This window comes from Actinacidiphila bryophytorum, from assembly GCF_016916835.1.
Classification (GTDB): domain Bacteria; phylum Actinomycetota; class Actinomycetes; order Streptomycetales; family Streptomycetaceae; genus Actinacidiphila; species Actinacidiphila bryophytorum.
The window spans coordinates 102,621-124,747 of the sequence record NZ_JAFFIX010000017.1 but is presented as its reverse complement, the minus strand read 5'-3'; the positions used below and the strand labels follow the sequence as shown (position 1 = coordinate 124,747).

Below are 22,127 nucleotides of genomic sequence, written 5' to 3'. Positions count from 1 at the left end.
GACCACCGGCAGGGTGCTCCTTGTTCACCTGATCGCCCGATGGCCGCAATCCTTCCGATGGGCGTACCTGCCTACGATCTGGCGACATCACCAGGCTCGTGCGCAGTGGGGGATACCGACCGATGGCAGTTCCGCAAATCCCCCTCGGCGCCGCCAACCGCTTGCGGGCCGCGGCGCTCAGCGCCTTCTCCGCGGTGCTGGCCTTCTGCGTCGGTGACGCATTCGCCGGCAACTACCCGTTCGGGAAGCACACCCGCAGCGTCAATGACCTCGGCAACCAGTTCATCCCCTTCCATGCGCACCTGTGGGACCTGCTGCACGGCAAGGCCGACGGTGGACTGCTGCTGAACTGGCAGTCCGGTTACGGCACCAGCTTCCTGCCGGACCTGGGCACGTACGTCTCCAGCCCGTTCGCCCTGCTGGTCGCGATCTTCCCGCGGGACCGGATCGACCTGGCGGTCTACTTCATCACCGTGCTGAAGATCGGTGCGGCGGCCGCGGCCATGGCCTGCCTGCTGCTGACGCTGCGCGGCGGGCGCTGGTGGGCCGCTGGGCTGCTCGGTGCGTCGTACGCCATGTGCGGCTGGACGGTCGCCACGGCGTCGTACAACACCATGTGGCTGGACGGCCTCATCGCCTTCCCGCTCTTCTGCATGGTGGTGGAATGGGCGCGGACAGGGCGGCGACCCTTCCTGTCCATCGCGGTGGTCGCGCTCGGCTGGACGGCGAACTTCTACATCGCCTACATGGCTACGCTCGGCTCGGCCCTGGTGCTGATCGCCCTGCTGCTGATGGAGCCGGATGCCACCCGGCGGCACTGGCTGACCCCCATCGGCCGCGCATCGCGCTCCATGGTGCTGGGCATCGGGTTGACCGCGCCGCTGCTGCTGACGATCGTCAAGGGCACCGGGCTCGCCTACCCGGGCGCGGACGCGGAGTTCCGGCCGTCTTCCTGGGCCGATGTCTTCCAGCGGCTGCTGCCGGGCACCTACACCTTCTCGACGCCCGCTGTGTACCTCGATTCCGCCGCCCTGCTGCTTGCCTTCGTGCTGCCCTTCCACCCGGATGTGCCGCGGCGTACGCGCACGGTGTGGACCGGTCTTGTGCTGGCGGTGACACTGTCGATGCAGTGGAAGCCGACGCACCTGGCATGGCATGCGTTCGCCACGCCCAACGGCAGTTCCTTCCGGCAGACATTCGTGCTCAGTGGTGTGATGATCATTGCGGCATGGCTCGGCCTTGCGCACGGTTTGCCGAAGCTACGCCAACTCGGCTGGGGCGCAGCCGTCATGGGTGTCGTCGCGGTGATCGCAGCGGTCGGCGCGGACGACAACGTGGCCAGCCCCGGGACCTACCCGATGCTCGTCGTCGGCCTGGCGCTGGCGGTCGGGGCGTTCGTGCTGCTCAGCCGCGCGGAGGTGCGGCGCAGTAGGGCGCTCGTGATCGCCGCCGTCGCCACCCTGCTCCTGGTGCAGGTCGGCGAGTCGGCCTTCACCAACGCCTGGACCGATCGCAAGCGCATCGAGGGGCTCGACGACTACGCCCCGTGGGGCAAGCGTGAGAACTCGCAAGTCGCGGCAATAGCATCGGCCGACAACTGGCCGACGTACCGCACCGACCCCGGCCGCGAGCAGACCGTCAACAACGACCCGTTGATGGTGGGCGGGCAGGGCGCCTCTTACTACAGCAGCCTGACGCCCGACGTCTGGGCCCGTACGCTGACCAAGCTCGGCGGTGGGTGGACCTCGCACGGCCGGGCGCTGCAGAGCCTCGACAGCCCGGTCACCGACGTGATCTTCTCCGTCGGTGCGCGGTCGCACCAGCCGCTCGACCCGCACGAGCCGAGCAACCCGCCGACGAAGGTCCCGTCGACCATCACCCGGCAGCAGGTGCCGCCGCTGGTCACCGTGCACCCCGACAAGCCCGCCGTCGGCTACGGCGACTCCCCGTACAGCAACCAGGAACTGCTGCTCGGCCACACCGTCTACGACGCCCCCGGGCCGATCACCCTGCATGACGGCAACGGGAAGCTCATCACACCGGACGCCGACGGCCGCCTGCACATGATCGGCGGCTACGAGGACCCCAAGCGGAGCACGTACAAGCTCGACGCCGTCTGCCCGGCCGGCGACCAGGTCTATCTGTACATGCCGGACGTCTACGCCCATGTGCAGGTGCCCGTCGGTCCGAAGATCCGATTCACCGGACGCCCGACGTCGCGGCGGGCCGCCGTTGAGCATGTGGGTGACGCGCCGGCTGACGGCCATGTGCCGCTGTCGATGCGGGTTCTGGAGAGCGGTGCCTTCCGTACCGACGCCGTCGGCTGCCTGAACATGGGGAAGCTCGCGGCAGCGGAGCAGCAGATCGCCGCGACCGCCGCGACCTCCGAGCAGGTGACCGACGACGGGCTCTCGGCGCAATTGCCGCGGGGTTCGCGCGGGTTCGCGGTCGTCGCCGCGCCGGCCATCAGCGGCTGGCAGTGCTCGGCGGGTAACGGCGCGGTTCACCCTGGCCGTCCGTATCTGGGCCTGCTGGCCGTGCCGCTGCCGGCCGACGGCAGCGCCACCTCCATCTCCTGCACCTTCACCCCGCCCGGGCTGCACAAGGGCGAAGCCGTTGCCGGGGTGTCGCTGCTCGGAGTGGTCGCACTGGCCGGTTACGGCTGGTGGCGGCGACGGCGTTCGGGTGGGGCGGCGAACGGTGGCGGCGACGGTGGCAGCGGGCTTGGCGCGTCACCCGAACCGGTGAGTGCCGCGCTCGCCGAGGGGTGAGCTGCGGGGCGTCGGGTTGACGCCCCGCCGGTCGGGTGACGGCTTCCTGGCCTGAAGTCAGGTCAGGAACGGCTGCTGGACGCGGCTTTCGAAGCTCAGCAGCCAGCGCTTGCGCTCCAGGCCGCCGCCGTAGCCGGTCATGCTGCCGTCGGCGCCGACCACGCGGTGGCAGGGGACGACGATGCTGATCGGGTTCTTGCCGTTGGCCAGGCCCACTGCCCGGGAGGCGGTGGGCCGGCCGAGGGCCGCGGCGAGTTCGCCGTAGGAGACCGTCTCGCCGTACGGGATGTCGCACAGCGCAGTCCAGACCCGGCGCTGGAAGGGCGTGCCCGATGTCGACAAGTCGATATCGAAGTCGGTGATGTCGCCGGTGAAGTACGCAGTCATCTGCTCAGCGGTACGGGCCAGGACCGGGATGTCGGTGACGGCGACCCGCGGGCCGAAGGTCTCCTGCGGCGGCAGGTGCCGCTGCTGGGTCATGTACAGGCCCGCGAGACCGCCCTCGCGGGTGACCAGGGTGAGCGGGCCGAGCGGACTGTCCACGATCGTGTGAGCGGATGCGGTGCCGGTCGCAGCCGTGGCCGTGCGAGCCGTCGTCGTCATCGGGAAGCGCCTTCCGGTTGAGGGTGATCGGTGGGCAGGACGTTGATCGGATGATCGCCCGTCGCCCACAGGTATTGCGTCGCATAGGCACGCCACGGCTGCCAGGCCGCCGCATGCCGGGTCAGGGCCGCGGGTGTGCCGGGCAGGCCGAGGTCGCGGGCGGCGTAGCGCACGCCCAGGTCGGTGGGCAGGAACGCGTCGGGGTCGCCGAGCGCCCGCATGGCGATCGTCTCGACCGTCCACGGCCCGAAGCCCGGCAGCGCCTCCAGCTGCGCCCGTGCGCGCTGCCAGTCACTGCCGACGTCCAGGTCGAGGTCGCCGCTGTCCAGGGCGTCCAGCAGGGCGGCCAGGGTGTTCCTGCGGGTCTGCGGCATCGCCAGCTCCGCCGGGTCGTGGGCGGCCAGCGCGGCCGGCGACGGGAAAAGGTGGGTGAGGCCGCCTGCCGGGTCGTCGACGGGCTCGCCGTAGGCCTTCACCAGGCGACCGGCGTGGGTACGGGCCGCTGCCGTCGAGATCTGCTGCCCGAGTACCGCGCGGACGGCGAACTCGGGGCCGTCGGTGACCCGCGGCACCCGCCGGCCCGGTGACTTGGCCACCAGGGGCGCCAGCACCGGGTCGGCGGACAGCAGTGCGTCCACCGCGAGCGGGTCGGCGTCCAGGTCGAGCAGGCGGCGGCAGCGGCTGATCGCCTGCGCAAGGTCGCGCCAGTCGGTCAGCCAGAGCCGGCACCCGATGTGGTCGGCCTCCGGCCGCAACTCGACGATGCCGGGTCCGTGGGGCAGCCGCAGGGTGCGGCGGTAGGCGCCCGCGCGCCACTCCTCGACGCCGGGGACCGCGGTCGCAGCGAGGTGGCCGAACAGGTTGTCCGGGGTGAGCGGCCTGCGGAAGGGCAGGCGCAGCGCGATGGAGCCGGCGGTGGCCGCGGGGCGGCCCTTGGCCTCACGTGCGCGCAGTTCGCCGGGCGCCAGGGCGAAGACCTCGCGAACCGTGCCGTTGAAGGTGCGGATACTGGAGAAGCCCGCCGCGAAGGCGATCTCGCCCATGGGCATGGTGGTGGTCTCGATGAGCAGCCGGGCGGTCTGGGCGCGCTGGGCGCGGGCCAGGGCGAGGGGTCCCGCGCCGAGTTCCGCGAGCAGTTGGCGCTCCACCTGGCGGGCGCTGTAGCCGAGCCGGGAGGCGAGCCCGGGAACGCCGTCGCGGTCCACCACGCCGTCGGCGATCAGCCGCATGGCGCGGGCGACCATGTCGGCGCGCTCGTTCCACTGCGGTGAGCCGGGGCTGGCGTCGGGGCGGCATCTCTTGCACGCGCGGAAGCCGGCTTGCTGGGCCGCGGCGGCGCTCGGGTAGAAGGTCATGTTCTCGACCTTCGGGGGCGCCGCCGGGCAGCTCGGCCGGCAGTAGATGCGGGTGGTCAGCACCGCCGTGAAGAACCACCCGTCGAAGCGGGCGTCCTTCGACTGGACGGCGCGTACGCAGGCGTCGAAGTCCGTATGCACCTCACCAGCATCGCTCCTCGTCACGGTGCCGGTCTGGCGAGAAAACGACATCACGGTGCCGAGTGGGGCCTGCGCGGTCAGGTGGCGCCGCGCGCGGATGCGCCGGTTATCAGTCGCTCACCTTGCTCTCCGGTACGAACTGCAGATCGTCGTACTCGGGGTGCCTGGCCATCCAGCCGGAGATGAACGGGCAGATCGCCAGCACCCGCAGTCCCTGGGCGCGGGCGTCGTCCAGGGCGGTACGGGCCAGTGCAGAGCCGATACCGCGGCCCTCGTAGGCGTCGCCCACTTCCGTGTGGATGAAGGCGATCACCTCGGGTGTGCGGATGTACGCGGCCGTACCGGCCAGGTCGTCGCCGGCCATGGCCTCGTAGCGCCGGGCCTGCGGGGCGTCGGCGACGGTCACCGCCGGGGCGTCGCCTTGTGCGCCGGGATTCGTCACGACCGGTAGCCCTCCACCGTCGAGGAGGGGCGGACGCGGGCGCCGCCGGGGTCCTCGCCCGCCTCTGTCAGGGCGCGGCGCTGCCGCAGCAGGTCCCAGCACTGGTCGAGTTCGTGTTCCAGCGCGGTCAGGCGCGCGCGTTCTTCGGCACCTTCCGGTCCGGCGTCGGCGAGCAGATCGCGGAGCGCCTTCTCGTCGGCGACCATCTTGCTGATGCGGCCGAGTATGGCCTGCTCCGCACTGGCGTCGTGGGGCTGTTGCACGGGGGACACCTCCCAGGGGTCGCTGCTGTCCACTCTTGCAGGTCGGCGGGTGCCGCGCTCGCGGTAGGGCGGTCTCAGCCGTCCTGTGCCGGCCGCTGCGGCTACTGCGGCACGTCGGACGGCCGGGCGGGTGGCGGCTCGGCCGCCGGCTCCTGGGCGGCCGCCTGGCGGCGCAGCCATGCGTCGATCTCGATGCGGACCCTGCGTTCCATGGCCAGGGACATCTCCGCGTCGACGATGTCCTTGGCCAACGGGCGCAGGCGCTGCATGGCGTCTGAGATGCGCTGGGCCTGCTCCGGCGGCACATCGTCGAGCGGGCCGAGGACATGGGTCTTGACGACCTGTGTGAACAGCTCGGCAATGGCGTCGACGTGGCCGCGCACCTCCTTGCCCGCGGCAAGGACGGCGGCCAGCGGTACGCCTTCGCGTACCAGGGCGGCCGACACGTCCAGGAGGCGGCGGCTGGTGTGCAGTGCGCTCCCGCCCGCAACGGAGATGTAGCCGATCTCCAGGGCCGCGGTCAGGTTCTCCGGGCTGGCGTCGTCGCCGAAGTAGTCGGCGAGTTCCTCGGGGGTCAGGACGACCGGGGTCTCGTCAGACCAGGGGGCGGCGAGCGTGCCGCCCAGGCCGAGCAGTTCGGCGACGCCGTTCAGGGTGCGGCCGTTTTCCCAGGCGGTGATCAGCTCGGCGATGCCGCCGAGGGTGTGGCCGCGCTCCAAGAGCGCGGCGATCGTCTGCAGCCGGGCGAGGTGGCTCTCGGAATACCAGGCGATACGGCCGTCGCGGCGTGGCTGCGGAAGGAGGCGGCGTTCGCGGTAGAAGCGCAGCGTCCTGACGGGTATCCCGGCGGCCTTTGCCAGCTCCTCCACGCGGTATTCGCGCGCGCCGCGTTGTCCGCCGGAGCGTGCGCCGGCGCTGTCCGCTGTGCTTTCGTCGTCCACGCGGTCGTTCACTCGTCCAGCCTATGCGCTGGCGTAAGAGGCCTCATCCTGGAGCGGCGGTCCTTACCCGGCGTCGGGTTGCCTTTATCCGCGCGGGCGGCGCACATTGCCGAGCCGTGCGCCGCCCGTGCACGGCGCACGGCAGGCGCGGTCGGCGCACACGCCGATGCGGCGGGACGGGGCGTGGCATGCGGGCGAATTCGACTCGCCCCCTACCGCAGGTAACCCGCCGTGCCCTACAGTCCCAACAGTGCCAGTGATTGATGGCAACGTGTGCGTGCGGTGGAAGGAAGGGCGGGTGCCATGGGCGACGACAACCGCGAACACGTGCGGGTGGCGGTGATCGGGTCCGGATTCGGCGGTCTGGGGGCTGCCGTACGGCTGCGGCGCGAGGGGATCACCGACTTCGTGATCCTGGAGCGGGCTGATGCGGTCGGCGGCACCTGGCGCGACAACAGCTACCCGGGCTGCGCCTGCGACGTGCCCTCGCACCTGTACTCGTTCTCCTTCGCGCCCAACCCGGAGTGGCCGCGCGCCTTCTCCGGCCAGGAGCACATCAGGGCGTACCTGGAACGCGTCACGGACGTCTTCGGGCTGCGTCCGCATGTGCGTTTCGGTGCCGAGGTGAAGCAGGCGCGCTGGGACGGTGCCGCGCGGCGCTGGGAGGTGACGACGGCGGCCGGCGAGTTGACGGCTGACGTCCTGGTGTCGGCGACCGGCCCGCTGTCCGACCCGAAGATCCCCGACATCCCCGGTATCGAGGACTTTCCCGGGCGGGTCTTCCACTCCTCGCGCTGGGACCACGACTACGACCTCAAGGGCAAGCGCGTGGCCATGGTGGGGACGGGCGCGTCGGCGATCCAGATCGTGCCGTCCATCCAGCCCGAGGTCGGCCGCCTGACCGTCATCCAGCGCACCCCGCCGTGGGTGATGCCGCGGGTCGACCGCCCGGTCAGCGGTGCGGAACGCTGGCTGCACGGCAGGGTGCCGAGCACAGCGAAGGCCAGGCGTGCGCTGCTGTGGCTGATCAGGGAATTCCAGGTCGGTGCGTTCGTCAAGCGGCCGCAGCTGATGAAGGCCGCCGAGCGCATCGCGCGCGGCCATCTGCGGCGGTCGGTCAAGGACCCGGCGCTGCGCGCCCGTCTGACCCCCGACTACACGATCGGCTGCAAGCGGATCCTGCTGTCCAACACCTACTACCCGGCACTTGTGCAGCCCAACACGGAGGTCGTGACCTCAGCTCTTGCTGAGGTGCGGGGCTCCTGCGTGGTCACCGCCGACGGGAGCGAGCGCGAGGTCGACGCGATCATCTTCGGCACCGGCTTCCACGTCACGGACATGCCGATCGGCGACCGCGTCATCGGTGCCGGCGGTCGCACCCTGGCCGAGCACTGGAAGGGGGGTATGGCAGCGCTTCGGGGCTGCACAGTGGACGGCTTCCCCAACCTCCTGCTCATCATCGGCCCCAACACCGGGCTCGGTAACAGCTCGATGATCCTGATGATCGAATCATCGCTCAACTACGTCGCCGACTACATGCGAACTTTGGAGCGGACGGGCGCCGCGGCACTGGACGCGAAACCCGCGGCAGTGGCCGCGTGGAACGAGGAGATGCAGCGCCGCGCCGCCCGCACGGTCTGGAACACCGGTGGGTGCAAGAGCTGGTACCTGGACGCCAACGGCCGCAACACCACGGCGTGGCCGGGCACCACGGCGGAGTTCCGGCGCGCGACCAGGCAGCTGAAGGTCTCCGAATACGATCTGATCGGCACCGCGGCAGGCGATGTTCCGCCGGTGGGCGACGATCGTACGATCCGGGCGGAGGTCGCGTCATGACGCTGCCCTACGAGGCCGTGCCCCCGCGTCGCACTTTGCAGGTGGTGTCGGCCGACGGAACACATATTCACGTCGAAGAATTCGGCCGCGCCGACGGTCCGGCTGTCGTGCTTGCGCACGGCTGGACGTGCTCGGTCCTCTTCTGGGCGCCGGTGGTGCGGCTGCTCGCCTCCGACTTCCGGGTGATCGCCTACGACCAGCGGGGGCACGGCCGCAGTGCGGCGCCCCGCACCCGTACGGGTCACGGCACGGGCGTACTGGCAGACGATCTGGAAGCCGTACTGCAGGCGGTGCTGCCCGAGGGCGAACGGGCCGTGCTGGCAGGGCACTCCATGGGCGGTATGACGATCATGGCGGCGTCCGGGCGGGCGGCCGTGCAGCGCCGTACGGCTGCGGTCCTGCTCGCGAGCACCGGCAGCGGGCGGCTGCTCGGGACGACCGAGGTGCTGCCGCCGCGGTTCTCCTCCCGGCGGCTGCGGCGGTTCTTCCACCGGCAGTTGCTGACCTCGCGGCTGCCGCTCGGGCCGGTCACCCCGCTGTCGCGGGCGGCCTTCGCGTACGGCGTGCTCGGGGTCGCGCCGACGCGTGAGCAGGCGGCCTTCACGGCGCGGATCGTGCACGCCTGCAAGGCGAAGCAGCGTGCCGCATGGGGGCGGGTGCTGGCCGTCCTCGACCTCGACGAGGAGATCGCCGCCCTCGCGGCGCCGACCGCCGTGCTGGTGGGCACCCGCGACAAGCTCACGCCGAGAGTGCACGCCCGCGGTATGGCGGAGGTGCTTCCGCACTGCGTCGGCCTGACCGAGCTTTCCGGGCTCGGCCATATGACGCCGATCGAGGACCCGGCAGCGGTGGCGGCCGTCATACGCGAGCTGAACGCGGTACACGCACTGCCGCAGAGCGGAGTTGACGCCGACGGCAGCGCCGCAGCCGACCAGGGTGGTCCCGTAGCCGAGGAGAAGAGCGCATGAGCCGATCGTCGTTGCAGGGCCAGGTCGTGGTGGTCACCGGCGCCGCACGCGGGGTGGGGGAGTTGCTGGCCCGCAAACTCGCCGCACGCGGCGCGCGGCTGGCGCTGGTCGGGCTGGAGCCCGACGAACTCAAGCGCGTCACCGCCTCGCTGGGCGGCGACGCGGCGTGCTGGACCGCCGATGTCACCGACCGCGCGGCCATGGCGCAGGTCGCGGGGGAAGTGATTGCTCACTTCGGACGGGTCGACGTCGTCGTCGCCAACGCCGGTGTGGCCACCGGCGGTCCGTTCCTCGACTCCGATCCCGACGCCTTCGACCGCGTCATCCAGGTCAACCTGCTGGGCAGCATCGCCACCGCCCGTGCCTTCCTGCCGGCGCTGCTGGACTCCCGCGGCTATCTGCTGCAGATCGCCTCGCTCGCCGCGATCACCCCGGCGCCCATGATGGCGGCGTACTGCGCGAGCAAGTCGGGGGTGGAGGCCTTCGCGCACAGCCTGCGCGCGGAAGTGGGCCAGCACGGCGTGGAAGTGGGGGTCGGCTACCTCAGCTGGACCGACACCGACATGGTGCGCGGGGCCGACGAGGACGACGTACTGCGGGAGTTGCGCGCCCGGCTGCCGTGGCCGACGAACCGCACCTATCCGCTGGAGCCGGCCGTGGACCGCATCGTCGCCGGGATCGGGCGCCGCTCGCCGCACGTATATGCGCAGTGGTGGCTGCGCGGCATGCAGCCGGTGCGGGGCGCGTTGCCGTCGCTGCTCGGCGGAGCGCTGGGGCGGCGTGAGATGCGTCGTTCGGCACCCGCACTGGCCCGCAGCGCAGGGGTGCGCCGCGGCCTGATGGGACGGGGCGGGGCCGCGGACGAGTCGGCCCGGGCCGCCGACCATCACGTTCCGTAACGACAAAGTGCCGCTGACCTGGGGCGATTGGCAATTGATTGCCCCAGGATGCGCGGGTTGTCGCCCCATGTAACTCTGATCGAGGCCGCATCCCCACACACTCCAGGAGGAGTAATCATGGGCGGTATGGACGACATCAGGAACAAGGCGAGCGAGTACGCCGAGAAGGCCAAGGGAGCCCGCCGTCAGGGCTCCGAGCAGGCCGACGAGGGCATGCAGCGCGCCGGGCAGGAAGCCTCGGAGCGCTCCGGCGGTCGCTTCGACGAGCAGGCCCAGCGTGGCCAGGAGCAGGCTCGTCGGCGTATGGGCGAGGACTCCAACGACGAGCCCCAGGACGACTGGAGCTGACGTCGCGCCTTGAGATAGTCGCGCGAATACCGTGACACAGGGAAGGGGCGCCCCCCGGGGCGCCCCTTCTCCCTTGCCCGGTCCTGCGCGCGCTCAGCGGGTGAGGGTGCGCAGGTGCTCCCGGCTGAGGTGGTCGGCCGCCCGGGTCGTCTCGGGCAGGCGGTATCGGCGGGCGAGCCGCAGGGTATGGGCGCAGGCGTGGTCCAGGCCGATCGCGTGGCCCACCGACACGAACACCGGTTTGACGCCCGGCTGGGTCCGCAGAGCCCGGCCCACCACCTCGCCGTCGTCCGACGTCAACGGGGCCGCGGCGCCGCGCTCTTCGCCGACGTCGCGGTGGCCGAAGACGAACGGCGTCTTGGCGACGCCGAAGCACGGCAGCCCGGTCAGCACGCCCAGGTGCACGGCAAGTCCGGCGCGGCGGGGGTGCGCCAGGCCGTAGCCGTCGCACACCAGCAGGTCAGGTGTGCGGGTGAGCTGTTCCAACGCCGCCATGACCGAGGGAAGTTCGCGGAAGGCCAGCAGGCCCGGCACATACGGGAAGGTCGCCGTGCCCTCGACCACGCGCACCTCGACGGTCTCCAGCGTCTCGGCGTCCAGGACCACGGCCGCTGCGACAAGGGCGTCGCCTTGTGTGGCGTAGGAGACGTCGACGCCCGCGACCATCCGTACTTCTCCGGGTGCAGGCCCCGGTGAGGTCAGGTCCGCCAGACCGCGCAACCGCTCCTGTTCGGCCAGCGCCTCGTCCACCGACCGGGGCCAGACTGCCGGCGCACCGCCACCGCTGCTGTGAGTGTCCATTGCCGGGAGGCTGTCATGCCGCCGGTGCCGGTGGCCGGCCGGGGCGCGGGAAGGGCGTCACAGGGGTGTGGGAGGCGTCCGCGGGGGCAGCGGCGGGCGGGCGCGGTCCGGGCGCGTGGAGAGGTCGGGAGGGGTCGCCGCGGGGTGCTGGGAGAGCAGCGTCAGTGCGGTGTGAACCGCGACGCCCAGCTGACCGTGGCGGCCTTCGGCCCAGTCCAGCGGGGTGCGCAGGCATTCGATGTCCGGCGGCACGCCCTGGTTCTCCACCGACCAGCCGTAGGCGTCGAACCAGGCGGCGTTCATCGGCACGGTGATCACGGTGCCGTCGCCCAGGCGGTGGCGGCCGGTCATGCCGACCACGCCGCCCCAGGTGCGCAGGCCCACCACCGGGCCGAGGCCGAGGAGTTTGAAGGCCGCGGTGATCATGTCGCCGTCGGAGGAGGTGGCCTCGTCGGCGATGGCGACGATCGGGCCGCGCGGGGCGTTGCCCGCATAGGAGACCGGCTGGGCATTGCGGGTGAGGTCCCAGCCCAGGACCGTGCGGGTGAGTTTCTCGATGACCAGTTCGCTGATGTTGCCGCCCGCATTGCCGCGGACGTCGACGATCAGGGCGTCGTAGGCGACCTCCTTGCGCAGGTCGCGGTTGAACTGCGCCCATCCCGAGCCGCCCAGGTCGGGGATGTGCAGATAACCGCACCGGCCGCCGCTGAGCCGGCGTACGACCTTGCGGCGCCGGGCGACCCAGTGCTGGTAGCGCAGCGGGCGGTCGTCGATGAGCGGGACGACCGCGACCCGGCGGGGTGCGCCGCGGCCGTCGGGCGGGCGGAAGGTCAGCTCCACCGTGGTGCCGCCGGCGCCCGACAACAGCGGGAACGGGCCTGCCTGCGGGTCCACGGGGCGGCCGTCGACGTGGGTGAGCACGGCGCCCTCGCGGATGCCGGTGCCCGCCAGCGGGGAGCGGGCCTTGGAGTCGGAGGACTCGCCCGGCAGGATGCGGATCACCGTCCAGGTGCCGTCCTTGTTGTGCTGGAAGTCCGCGCCGAGCAGGCCGATGGGACGCTGGTAGTGGGGCGGACCCTCGTTGCGGCGGGCGGCGGCGACATAGGCGTGGGAAGTGCCGAGTTCGCCGAGCACCTCGCGCAGCAGGTCGGCGAACTCGTCGGGCGTGGCGATACGGTCCACCAGCGGGTGGTACTGGTCGAGAACCGCCGGCCAGTCCACGCCGCACATGTCGGGCGCCCAGAAGTAGTCCCGGATCAGGCGTCCCGCCTCGGCGTAGGACTGGTGCCATTCGGCGCCCGGGTCGACCTCGTGCAGGATGCGGCGCATGTCGACGTAGACGGTGGTGTCGTCGTCGCCGCGCTCGGTGGCGGGGAGCACCGCCAGTTCGCCGTCGTCGTAGACGGCCAGGCGGCGGCCGTCGCCGCTGACGGCGTACCAGTCCATGTGGTGGACCAGTTCGGTCTTCTTGGACTTGCCGAGGCTGAAGAACTCCAGGCTCGGGCGGGAGGAGGGGTCGGTGGGGTTGACGAAGGTCTCGCCCAGGGCGCCGGAGATCGGCCAGCGCATCCAGACCAGGCCGCCCTGCACCGGTTCGAGCGAGGAGTACTTCGACGCCGGCACGGGGAAGGGCGTCACCCGGCTGGACAGGCCCTCCGCCTCGACGACGACCGGGCCGTCGCTGTCGCCGCCGCTCTCGCCGGGGTCCAGGCCGCTGCCGCTGGCGCTGCCGACCGGGCCGCCGTCGACCGGCAGGGCGAAGGGGGACGGCGTCGCCGAGTTGAGCGGCACCAGATACGGGCGGCAGCCCAGGGGGAAGGACAGGTCGCCGGTGTGGACGTCGTACACCGGGTCGAAACCGCGCCAGGACAGGAACGCGAGGTAGCGGCCGTCGCGGGTGAAGACCGGCTGCTCGTCCTCGAAGCGGCCGTTGGTGACGTCGATGATCGTCTGGTCGGACAACCGGGCGATCTTGACCGAGCGCAGGGAGCGGCCGACGCCGGGGTGCGACCAGGTCAGCCAGGCCGAGTCGGGGGAGAAGGCCAGGTCGCGGACGGGGCCGTTGGTGGAGCGGATCAGCTCCGTGACCGTGCCGGGTGGGTTCTGCCCGCCGCTGTTGACGCCGGCGTCGGTGTCAGCGTCCGTGTCGTCGTAGCGGGTCGCGCCGCCGCCGTCGGCGTCGGCCACGCCGGTGGTGACCAGCAGCAGCCGGCCGTCGTGCGAGGCGACGGCAAGGGTGCCGCCGTCGGGCGAGGACACCAGCTCCAGGACGCGGCCGAGCCGGCCCACCGCCAGCCGGGTGACCGCGTCAGAGGTGTCGCCGGGCGGCGGGGCGGAGCCGGCGCCGCCGCCGGCTGCGGGGGTGAGGACGCCGTCGACGTAGGCCACCCGGGTGGAGCCCGTCCTGGCGGTACGACCATCGCCCGGCGGGGTGTGATCATCGCCCTCCGGAATGCGATTGTCGCCCGGCGGAATACGATCATCGCCCCCCGCCGTACGCGACCGCCCGGCCCCCACCGGCGCCGTGTCGGCCGCCGCCTCGGCAGGCGGCGCGGCCGGTTCGACGGCCTCGCCGGACTCCAGGGCGACGGCCGTCGCCGCCGCCTCGGCGGGCGTCTCCGGGCCGCGACTGAGCGCGCGCATGGCGCGGCCGGGCAGATGTGCCAGTTCGAGACCGTCCTCGCCTTCCGCGTCGGTGACGTAGCCGACCAGGCCCGTGTCGCCCAGCATCTCCGGCAGCCGGACGCGGGCGCCCGCCGCGTCGGCGATGGCGCGGGCCGGGCCGTCGCGGTGAGTGAGCCAGTACAGACTTCCGCGCACACATACCGCGCTGGCGCGGCCGGTGGGGTCGATGGCCAGGCCGTCGACGTTGGAGGCGGCCGGCACCTGGTAGGGCCGGCGGCCGCTGCGCGCGCCGCCCAGGCGCATGTCGAGGCGGCGCGGCTCCGCGTCGGAGGCGGCCAGGTCCTCGACCAGCCACAGGTCGCCCGCGCACTGGTAGACGACGCGTTCGCCGTCGGTGGCGGCATTGCGGGCGTAGAAGTCCGCGTGGTCGGTGTGGCGGCGCAGGTCGGTGCCGTCGGGGAGGACGGAGTAGAGGTTGCCGATGCCCTCGTGGTCGGACAGGAAGGCGATGCGACCGGCGACGAACATCGGCGACGCGAGGTGCCCGTCGATGTCGGGCACCAGGCGCTCGCCGTGCAGCCACAGCCGTCCCGTCGCCCCGCCGCGGTAGCGCTTCCAGGCGTGCGGCTCGTGCGGCGGGGTGCCCGTCAGCAGCAGGGTGCGCCGCTCGCCGCCGTCGTCCTGCACCGCGATGTCGGACACCGGCCCCCAGGGCAGCGGGCCGCCGGGGCCGCACTCGACGGGAACGCTGTGCGCCCAGGTGAAGTAGGAGAACGGCTGCCCGTGCGAGGACACCGCCAGGACGTGGCCGTCGGGGGTCCACGAGCACACCCGGGTGTCGGCGCCGCCCCAGTACGTCAGCCGGCGCGCGGTGCCGCCGTCGGACGCCACCAGATACACCTCGGGGTCCAGGCTGCGCCAGTTGGTGAACGCGATCGTCGCCCCGTCGGGTGACAGCCGCGGCGGCCCCACCCGGATGCGGTCCGCCGTCACCCGCCAGGCGCGGCCGGGTGAGCCGCCGGGCGGCCCCAGCGGGGCGACCCAGACGTCGTCCTCCGCGGTGAAGCAGAGCATGTCGCCGTGCAGATGCGGAAACCGTAGGTACGCGCCGTCGCTCACCCCTCCCATGGTTCGGGGCGCCAGGACCGCCAGCAACTTTTCACCCCAGTGCGCCCCGGTATTGCCCCTGTGCCCCCGCCGGCCGTCGGGTCGGCGCGGGCAGGGCGTACGGTCCGTTGCACGCCCGGGCGGACCGGCTCCGGGCACCGCGGTCGGACGACGGGGGCACGGGATGCGGGCAGTGGACGCGGAGGTCATCGGGACGGAGCGGCTGACGCTGCTGCCGCTGGAGGTGCGCTATGCGGAGGAAATGGCCGAGGTCCTGGGCGACCCGCGGCTGCACGACTTCATCGGCGGCGCCCCGCACACTCCGCAGGGGCTGCGGGCGCGGTACGAGCGGCTGGTCACCGGATCGGGTGACCCCGCGGTGTCGTGGTGCAACTGGGTGGTGCGGCTGGATTCTGCGGACTGCCTGACCGGGACGGTGCAGGCGACCGTCGTCGGTGAGCGGGCGGAGATCGCCTGGGTGGTGGGGACGCCGTGGCAGGGGCAGGGCATCGCGACCGAAGCGGCGCGCGCCCTGGTGGCCTGGCTGGGCGCGCAGGGAGTCAAGGCAGTGGTCGCTCACATACATCCCGACCACCGGGCGTCCTCCGCGGTGGCTGCCGCGGCAGGCCTCACCGCCACGGACGAGTGGGACGACGGTGAGATGAGATGGCGGCTTGTCATCGGATGAGCGGGAAACACCCGCGGCATCCGGTCGTACGAACGGGAAACGCCCGCATATGCGCCGGCCTGCGCCCGCCGCCGCGCACAGCCGCCGCCGGCCTTGCGCAGGGGCGCTGACCTGGCGGGGGTGGCTCGCGTAACGTGCATTACCACTGAGTAGGCCGTGGCGAGCCGCGACAACGGGGCCGTGGCAACAGACACGTGGAGCTGGAGGCGGGCGGATGGCGCTGGACGCGGACGTCGTCGTGGTGGGTGCGGGTCTGGCGGGGCTGGTGGCCACCGCCGAGCTGGCCGATGCCGGGCGGAAGGTGATCCTGGTCGACCAGGAGCCGGAGGCGTCGCTGGGCGGGCAGGCCTTCTGGTCCTTCGGCGGGCTGTTCTTCGTCGACTCTCCCGAGCAGCGCCGGATGCGGATCAAGGACAGCGCCGAGCTGGCGCTCCAGGACTGGCTGGGAACAGCCGGTTTCGACCGGCCCGAGGACCACTGGCCGCGGCAGTGGGCCGAAGGTTACGTGGACTTCGCCTCGGGCGAGAAGCGGGCGTGGCTGCGCGAGCAGGGCCTGCGGCTCTTCCCCGTCGTCGGCTGGGCCGAGCGCGGCGGCTTCCTGGCGACCGGCCCCGGCAATTCGGTGCCGCGCTTCCACATCACGTGGGGCACCGGCCCCGGCGTGGTGGAGCCGTTCGAGCGCCGGGTGCGGGAGGCGGTCGCCCGGGGGCGGGTCGAGCTGCGCTTCCGGCACCGGGTGACCGGACTGAGCACGAGCGGCGGCGCCGTCGACGGGGTGACCGGCGAGGTTCTCGTGGCAAGCAGCGCGGCCCGCGGCAAGGCCAGTTCACGGGAGGTCGCGGGTGAATTCGCCCTCAAGGCGCAGGCAGTCGTCGTCACCAGCGGCGGTATCGGCGGCAACCACGACCTGGTGCGCGCGGCCTGGCCGCAGCGGCTCGGCAAGGCGCCGCGCAAGCTGCTGTCCGGTGTGCCCGCGCATGTCGACGGCCTGATGCTCGGCATAGCGGAGTCGGCGGGTGCGTCGGGTATCAACGGCGACCGGATGTGGCACTACACCGAGGGCATCGAGAACTGGAACCCGATCTGGGCCAGGCACGGAATCCGCATTCTTCCCGGACCCTCGTCCCTGTGGCTCGACGCGACCGGAAAACGGCTGCCCGTACCCTATTTCCCCGGATTCGACACGCTCGGCACGCTCGAACACATCATGCGTACCGGGCACGAATACACGTGGTTCGTCCTGACCCAGAAGATCATCGAGAAGGAGTTCGCCCTTTCCGGCTCGGAGCAGAATCCCGACCTCACCGGTCGCAGTGTGCGCGAGGTGCTCAAAAGGGTGCTGCCCGGCGCTCCCGGCCCGGTCGAGGCCTTCAAGCGGAACGGTGCCGACTTCGTCGTGGAGAGCGAACTCGGCGCCCTTGTGCGGGGCATGAACGCACTTACCGGCGAGGGCCTGGTCGACGAGGGCGCGCTGCGGCGCGAAATCGAGGCGAGGGACCGGGAGATCGCGAATACGTACACGAAGGACCTGCAGGTCACGGCGATTCGCGGGGCGCGGAACTATATCGGCGACAAGCTGATCCGCACCGCCTCCCCGCACCGGCTGCTCGACCCGAAGGCGGGGCCGCTGATCGCGGTGCGGCTGAACATCCTGACGCGGAAGTCGCTGGGCGGGCTGGAGACGGACCTCGACGGGCGGGTCCTTGCGCCGCCGTCGCCCGCCGGCTCCGCGGACGGGCCGGGTGGCGGTCGCGGCGAGCCGCTGGGCGGGCTGTACGCGGCCGGCGAGGCGGCCGGCTTCGGCGGCGGCGGGATGCACGGCTACCGGTCGCTTGAGGGGACGTTCCTGGGCGGATGCATCTTCTCCGGGCGGACCGCGGGAAGGGCCGCCGCGGCGGCCACCGCGTAGGCACCTCCGCCGGCACCTCCGCCGGCGCCCGCGCCGGCACCCGTGAGCGATGCCCCGCCGCCCAGGCCCCCGCCCCCGCCGCGCTGCCGCCCCGTCACTGCCCCGCCCCCGTGCGGCAGTTGTGGCGCGTGCGCGCGCCGGGGCTTCGGGCCGCGAAGCCGGGGCGGGCCGCGGCTGCGGGCGGCGGCAGTCGGGCGGCGCGGCCCGCCGCGCGCTGACCGGCGTGACCTGCGGCTACGCGGGAGTCAGGGGATAACTCACCCTGACCCGGGACGCCTTGTCGTGCTTCAAGCATTGACAGGAGCAGGACGGCTCCGCACTATGGGAGCGCTCCCACGTTAAGAGCGTGTAACCGACCAATGAATCACCGCACCACCTCCCATGACCTCTCGAAGCCCCTTCGAAGGCCCATCCCCCCTATGGAGGTTGTTCGCACATGGCAGTCCCGATAGTCCGACGCAGAACCGCGGCACTGGCCGCAGGTCTGATGGTCGTCGCGTCAGGCGGTGTGGCCGCTGCTCTCAGCACCTCGTCCGCCTCCGCCGCCACGGCCGGCTGCTCGGTCGCCTACAACGTGAGCCAGTGGGACACCGGCTTCACGACGCAGGTGACGATCACCAACACCGGCCCGGCTCTGACCAGCTGGAACCTCGGCTGGAGCTTCGCAGGCAACCAGCAGATCACGCAGAGCTGGAACGCCACCGTCACTCAGAGCGGGAAGGCCGTCACCGCGGCCAACCTTTCGTACAACGGTGCAGTGGCGACCGGCGGGACGGCGACCTTCGGCTTCAACGGGTCGTACAGCGGCACCAACACCTCGCCGACGGCGTTCACCCTGAACGGTGTCGCGTGCGGTGGCGGCACCGGCACCACTCCGCCCACCACGCCTCCCACGACGCCGCCGACCACGCCGCCGACGACGCCTCCCACCACTCCGCCGACCACTCCGCCGACGACTCCGCCGCCCGGCCAGAAGGTGGACAACCCCTACGTCGGGGCCAAGGGCTACGTCAACTCCGAGTGGTCCGCGCTGGCCGCCGGTGACGGTGGCCAGGCCATCGCCAACCAGTCGACCGCCGTGTGGCTCGACCGGATCGCCGCGATCAACGGCGTGAACGGCGGCATGGGCCTCAAGGCCCACCTGGACGCCGCGGTGCAGCAGGCCGCGGGCCAGCCGCTGACCATCGAGCTGGTCATCTACGACCTGCCCGGCCGCGACTGCTCGGCGCTGGCCTCCAACGGTGAGCTCGGCCCGACGGACATCGGCCGCTACCAGACCGAGTACATCGACCCGATCGCCGCCCTCGAGGGCAACTCCGCCTACTCGGGTCTGCGGATCGTCAACATCATCGAGCCCGACTCGCTGCCCAACCTGGTCACCAACGCGGGCGGCACCGCCGGTTCCACCGACGCGTGCGCGACGATGAAGGCGAACGGCAACTACGAGAAGGGCGTCAGCTACGCCCTCGCGAAGCTGGGCGCGCTCGGCAACACGTACAACTACCTCGACGCCGGCCACCACGCCTGGCTCGGCTGGGACAGCAACCTCGGTCCCTCCGCGCAGGAGTTCTACAAGGTCGCGACGACCAACGGCGCCAGCGTGGCCGACGTGCAGGGCTTCATCGTCAACACGGCCAACTACAGCGCCACCGTGGAGCCTTACTTCAAGGTGACGGACAACGTCAACGGCACGACGGTGCGCCAGTCCAAGTGGGTTGACTGGAACAACTACGTGGACGAGCAGTCCTACGCGGTCGGCCTGCGCAACCAGCTGGTCTCCGACGGCTTCTCCTCCAACATCGGCATGCTGATCGACACCAGCCGCAACGGCTGGGGCGGCTCGTCGCGTCCCACCGGCCCCGGCGCCACGACCAGTGTCGACACCTACGTGAACGGTGGCCGTATCGACCGCCGCATCCACGCGGGCAACTGGTGCAACCAGTCCGGTGCGGGCATCGGCGCACGGCCGACCGCCGCTCCGGCGACGAGCATCGACGCCTACGTGTGGGTCAAGCCTCCGGGCGAGTCGGACGGTGCGAGCTCTGCCATCAGCAACGACGAGGGCAAGGGCTTCGACCAGATGTGCGACCCGACCTACGGCGGCAACGCACGCAACGGCAACAACCCGACGGGCGCCCTGCCCGACGCGCCGCTGGCGGGCCACTGGTTCTCGGCCCAGTTCCACCAGCTGATCGCCAACGCATACCCGCCGCTTTCGTAGCACCTCGTTAGCGGATCCCCCCACCGGGCCCGTACGGGACCGCACCTGGTCGCAACCACCAGGACCGCGGTCCCGTAACGGGCCCGCCGCGCTTTCCGCGGCCCCGGCGTGCTTCACGCGCCGGGGCCGCTACCCGTTGCCCGGCTGTCACACCCCTCGTGCACCATGGAGGTGGAAGGGCCGCAGGGGCCGTGGTGAAGGGAAGGGGGGCGGGTCGATGGACGTCACCGAGGTGCAGGGGGCGGTGGAGCCCGGTTACGAGCCGGTCCGCGCCGCCTTCGCGGGGAATTTCGAACGGCGCGGCGACCGGGGCGCGGCGGTCGCGGTCTACCGGCGGGGGCGCAAGGTCGTCGACCTGTGGGCCGGCACGGCGGCGCCCGACGGGAGCGGCGGCCCGTGGCGGCAGGACACCGCGCAGACGGTGCGCTCGGCGACGAAGGGCGTGGCTGCGGCCTGCCTGCTGCTGCTCCACCAGCGCGGCCAGCTGGACCTGGACGCGCCGGTGGGGGCGTACTGGCCGGAGTTCAAGGCGCGCGGCAAGGAGCGGGTGACGGTACGCGACGTGCTCGCGCACCGGGCAGGGGTGCCCGCGCTCGACGTGCCGCTCACACCGGGGCAGGCGCTCGACGGGGTGAGCGGGCCGCGGGCGGTCGCCGCGCAGCAGCCGCTTTTCCGGCCCGGCGTGGAACACGGCTACCACGCGCAGACCTTCAGCTGGCTGGCCGGCGAGCTGGTGCTGCGCGCCTCGGGACGCTCGATCGGCCGCTTCGTGGCCGAGGAGATCAGCCGGCCGCTGGGCCTGGACCTGTGGATAGGACTGCCCGAGGACCGGGTGGGACAGGTCGGCAGGATCGCGGACACCGAGGTGCCGGAGCCCGCGGTGTCCGGCGGCCTGCGCACCCGCGCCAAGCAGTCCGTCCACGACGCCTACGCCGACCCGGTATCGCTCACCCGGCGGGCCTTCGCCGCGATCACCCCGCTGCCCGACGAGAACGACCCGGCCTACCGGGCCGGGGAGCTGGCGGCGTCCGGGGGCATCGCCACCGCCCGGTCGCTGGCCCGCTTCTACGCCGCCCTGGTCGGCGAACCCGCGGACGGGCCGCGGCTGTTCGCCCCCGCGACGGTGACCGCGGCCAGGACGGCGGAGTCGGACGGGCCGGACCGGGTGCTGGTGGTCAACACCCGCTTCGGCCTCGGCTACATGCTGCACGGCCCGGCGTCGCCGCTGCTGGCCCCCGGGTCGTTCGGCCACCCGGGACGCGGCGGCAGCCTGGCCTTCGCCGACCCCGCAGCCGAGGTCGGGTTCGGCTACGTCACCAACGGCATGCAGCGCAATGTCACCGCGGACCCCCGCGCCCAGGCCCTGGTCAGGGCGCTGCGCGAGTGCATACGCTGACCGGATGCGAGGACGCTTCCCGGACTTCTCAGTGATGGTCACTGGCGGGGCACGCGGCATCGGTGAGGCGACCGCCCGGCGGTTCGCCGCCGAGGGCGCCGGGGTGCTGATCGCCGACATCGACCTGGAGGGGGCCGAGCGGACCGCCGGCGCCATCCGGGCGGCGGGCGGGAAGGCCGAGGCGTGCCGCTGCGACGTCGCCGACCGCACCTCGGTGGACGCGGCCGTGGCGCGGGCGGTCGACGCCTTCGGGACGCTCGACGTGCTGGTCAACAACGCCTACCGGTGCGGCGAGCACCGCGCCGACTTCACCGACGAGGACGACGACGACTGGCGGCTGGACCTCGACGTCACGCTCGTCGGCGCGATGCGCTGCACCCGGGCCGCGCTGCCGCACCTGGCGGCGGCACCCGGCAGGCGCGGCGCGGTGGTCAACGTCGGCTCGGTCAACGGCCTGTCCTACTTCGGCAACCACTCCTACAGCGCCGCCAAGGCGGGCCTGATGTCGCTGACCCGCACGCTGGCCGTGCACGCGGCGCCCAGTGGGGTGCGGGTCAACCTGGTCGCGCCCGGCACCATCCGCACACCGGCCTGGGAGGGCAGGGACTCGGTGCTCGCCGCCGCGGCGCCGCTCTACCCGCTGGGCAGGATCGGCGAGCCGGCTGACATCGCCGGCGCCGTCACCTTCCTCGCGTCGTCGGACGCGGCCTGGATCACCGGGGTGACGCTGCCGGTGGAGGGCGGCATCCTGCTCAGCAACCCCGGATTCGCCGCCGCCGTCGAGGCGGCCGTCGAGCCGTAGCAGCGTAGGAC

At 72.3% G+C, this 22,127-nt stretch carries 17 protein-coding genes; 10 read left to right on the top strand and 7 right to left on the bottom strand.

All coding sequences use genetic code 11. The features are described from left to right. Nucleotides 1-122: 122 nt before the first annotated feature. Nucleotides 123-2,771: a YfhO family protein gene (locus JT723_RS23285; RefSeq protein WP_205046706.1), complete on the top strand. Its 2,649-nt coding sequence runs from the start codon at nucleotides 123-125 to the stop codon at nucleotides 2,769-2,771. Between the two features lie 57 nt (nucleotides 2,772-2,828). Here the strand turns inward: JT723_RS23285 and JT723_RS23280 are convergent, their stop codons facing one another. From JT723_RS23280 to JT723_RS23260, 5 genes are all read right to left on the bottom strand, one after another. Then, the gene (locus tag JT723_RS23280) at nucleotides 2,829-3,374 is read right to left on the bottom strand and encodes a methylated-DNA--[protein]-cysteine S-methyltransferase (protein ID WP_205046705.1); all 546 of its coding nucleotides are present in this window, start codon (nucleotides 3,372-3,374) and stop codon (nucleotides 2,829-2,831) included. Beyond that, complete coding sequence (locus JT723_RS23275; RefSeq protein WP_205046704.1) at nucleotides 3,371-4,870, bottom strand: AlkA N-terminal domain-containing protein; 1,500 nt, start codon at nucleotides 4,868-4,870, stop codon at nucleotides 3,371-3,373. The genes JT723_RS23280 and JT723_RS23275 overlap by 4 nt, the downstream gene beginning before the upstream one ends. 109 nt (nucleotides 4,871-4,979) lie before the next feature. After that, a complete protein-coding gene (locus JT723_RS23270; RefSeq protein WP_265934428.1) occupies nucleotides 4,980-5,312 on the bottom strand; it encodes a GNAT family N-acetyltransferase in 333 nt (110 codons plus the stop codon). Continuing rightward, the gene (locus JT723_RS35400; RefSeq protein ID WP_259437601.1) at nucleotides 5,309-5,575 is read right to left on the bottom strand and encodes a DUF2630 family protein; all 267 of its coding nucleotides are present in this window, start codon (nucleotides 5,573-5,575) and stop codon (nucleotides 5,309-5,311) included. Before JT723_RS35400 ends, JT723_RS23270 begins: the two co-directional genes overlap by 4 nt. A 101-nt stretch (nucleotides 5,576-5,676) precedes the next feature. Then, nucleotides 5,677-6,444: a MerR family transcriptional regulator gene (locus tag JT723_RS23260; RefSeq protein ID WP_205046746.1), complete on the bottom strand. Its 768-nt coding sequence runs from the start codon at nucleotides 6,442-6,444 to the stop codon at nucleotides 5,677-5,679. A 375-nt stretch (nucleotides 6,445-6,819) separates the two neighbouring features. On the opposite strand from JT723_RS23260, the gene JT723_RS23255 reads away from it, so the two are divergent. The 4 genes from JT723_RS23255 (at nucleotide 6,820) to JT723_RS23240 (ending at nucleotide 10,567) form a co-directional block, all read left to right on the top strand. Beyond that, nucleotides 6,820-8,352: a flavin-containing monooxygenase gene (locus JT723_RS23255; RefSeq protein WP_205046702.1), complete on the top strand. Its 1,533-nt coding sequence runs from the start codon at nucleotides 6,820-6,822 to the stop codon at nucleotides 8,350-8,352. Then, nucleotides 8,349-9,320 carry an alpha/beta fold hydrolase gene (locus tag JT723_RS23250; RefSeq protein WP_205046701.1) on the top strand — a complete coding sequence of 324 codons (972 nt, stop codon included), beginning with the start codon at nucleotides 8,349-8,351 and terminating at the stop codon, nucleotides 9,318-9,320. Before JT723_RS23255 ends, JT723_RS23250 begins: the two co-directional genes overlap by 4 nt. Further along, complete coding sequence (locus tag JT723_RS23245) at nucleotides 9,317-10,219, top strand: SDR family oxidoreductase (protein ID WP_205046700.1); 903 nt, start codon at nucleotides 9,317-9,319, stop codon at nucleotides 10,217-10,219. Before JT723_RS23250 ends, JT723_RS23245 begins: the two co-directional genes overlap by 4 nt. A gap of 117 nt (nucleotides 10,220-10,336) precedes the next feature. Further along, nucleotides 10,337-10,567, top strand: coding sequence for an Rv0909 family putative TA system antitoxin (locus JT723_RS23240; protein ID WP_205046699.1), 231 nt, complete (start codon nucleotides 10,337-10,339; stop codon nucleotides 10,565-10,567). Nucleotides 10,568-10,660: 93 nt separating this feature from the next. On the opposite strand, the gene JT723_RS23235 is transcribed toward JT723_RS23240, so the two are convergent. Together JT723_RS23235 and JT723_RS23230 are read right to left on the bottom strand one after the other, a co-directional pair. Continuing rightward, nucleotides 10,661-11,368 carry an endonuclease V gene (locus JT723_RS23235; protein WP_205046698.1) on the bottom strand — a complete coding sequence of 236 codons (708 nt, stop codon included), beginning with the start codon at nucleotides 11,366-11,368 and terminating at the stop codon, nucleotides 10,661-10,663. 57 nt (nucleotides 11,369-11,425) lie between these two features. After that, nucleotides 11,426-15,121, bottom strand: a complete 3,696-nt coding sequence (locus JT723_RS23230) for a S41 family peptidase (RefSeq protein WP_240166057.1) — start codon at nucleotides 15,119-15,121, stop codon at nucleotides 11,426-11,428. A 163-nt stretch (nucleotides 15,122-15,284) separates the two neighbouring features. Between JT723_RS23230 and JT723_RS23225 the strand changes: the two genes are divergently transcribed. The 5 genes from JT723_RS23225 (at nucleotide 15,285) to JT723_RS23205 (ending at nucleotide 22,116) form a co-directional block, all read left to right on the top strand. Next, on the top strand, nucleotides 15,285-15,788 hold the full coding sequence (locus JT723_RS23225; RefSeq protein WP_205046697.1) for a GNAT family N-acetyltransferase: 504 nt from the start codon (nucleotides 15,285-15,287) through the stop codon (nucleotides 15,786-15,788). A 214-nt stretch (nucleotides 15,789-16,002) separates the two neighbouring features. Next, nucleotides 16,003-17,697: an FAD-binding dehydrogenase gene (locus JT723_RS23220; RefSeq protein WP_205046696.1), complete on the top strand. Its 1,695-nt coding sequence runs from the start codon at nucleotides 16,003-16,005 to the stop codon at nucleotides 17,695-17,697. Between the two features lie 436 nt (nucleotides 17,698-18,133). Further along, entirely contained in the window at nucleotides 18,134-19,918 is a 1,785-nt protein-coding gene (locus JT723_RS23215) for a glycoside hydrolase family 6 protein (RefSeq protein WP_240166056.1), read from the top strand. Between the two features lie 217 nt (nucleotides 19,919-20,135). Continuing rightward, nucleotides 20,136-21,314, top strand: a complete 1,179-nt coding sequence (locus JT723_RS23210; protein WP_205046695.1) for a serine hydrolase domain-containing protein — start codon at nucleotides 20,136-20,138, stop codon at nucleotides 21,312-21,314. A 4-nt stretch (nucleotides 21,315-21,318) separates the two neighbouring features. Continuing rightward, the gene (locus JT723_RS23205) at nucleotides 21,319-22,116 is read left to right on the top strand and encodes an SDR family NAD(P)-dependent oxidoreductase (RefSeq protein WP_205046694.1); all 798 of its coding nucleotides are present in this window, start codon (nucleotides 21,319-21,321) and stop codon (nucleotides 22,114-22,116) included. Nucleotides 22,117-22,127 lie beyond the last annotated feature (11 nt).

What these genes read in the sequence shown, in the direction of transcription:
- JT723_RS23285 (WP_205046706.1), top strand. Translation starts at nt 123, where the DNA reads ATGGCAGTTCCGCAAATCCCCCTCGGCGCCGCCAACCGCTTGCGGGCC.
- JT723_RS23280 (WP_205046705.1), bottom strand. Translation starts at nt 3,374, where the DNA reads ATGACGACGACGGCTCGCACGGCCACGGCTGCGACCGGCACCGCATCC.
- JT723_RS23255 (WP_205046702.1), top strand. Translation starts at nt 6,820, where the DNA reads ATGGGCGACGACAACCGCGAACACGTGCGGGTGGCGGTGATCGGGTCC.
- JT723_RS23250 (WP_205046701.1), top strand. Translation starts at nt 8,349, where the DNA reads ATGACGCTGCCCTACGAGGCCGTGCCCCCGCGTCGCACTTTGCAGGTG.
- JT723_RS23245 (WP_205046700.1), top strand. Translation starts at nt 9,317, where the DNA reads ATGAGCCGATCGTCGTTGCAGGGCCAGGTCGTGGTGGTCACCGGCGCC.
- JT723_RS23240 (WP_205046699.1), top strand. Translation starts at nt 10,337, where the DNA reads ATGGGCGGTATGGACGACATCAGGAACAAGGCGAGCGAGTACGCCGAG.
- JT723_RS23235 (WP_205046698.1), bottom strand. Translation starts at nt 11,368, where the DNA reads ATGGACACTCACAGCAGCGGTGGCGGTGCGCCGGCAGTCTGGCCCCGG.
- JT723_RS23230 (WP_240166057.1), bottom strand. Translation starts at nt 15,121, where the DNA reads ATGGGAGGGGTGAGCGACGGCGCGTACCTACGGTTTCCGCATCTGCAC.
- JT723_RS23225 (WP_205046697.1), top strand. Translation starts at nt 15,285, where the DNA reads ATGCGGGCAGTGGACGCGGAGGTCATCGGGACGGAGCGGCTGACGCTG.
- JT723_RS23220 (WP_205046696.1), top strand. Translation starts at nt 16,003, where the DNA reads ATGGCGCTGGACGCGGACGTCGTCGTGGTGGGTGCGGGTCTGGCGGGG.
- JT723_RS23215 (WP_240166056.1), top strand. Translation starts at nt 18,134, where the DNA reads ATGGCAGTCCCGATAGTCCGACGCAGAACCGCGGCACTGGCCGCAGGT.
- JT723_RS23210 (WP_205046695.1), top strand. Translation starts at nt 20,136, where the DNA reads ATGGACGTCACCGAGGTGCAGGGGGCGGTGGAGCCCGGTTACGAGCCG.
- JT723_RS23205 (WP_205046694.1), top strand. Translation starts at nt 21,319, where the DNA reads ATGCGAGGACGCTTCCCGGACTTCTCAGTGATGGTCACTGGCGGGGCA.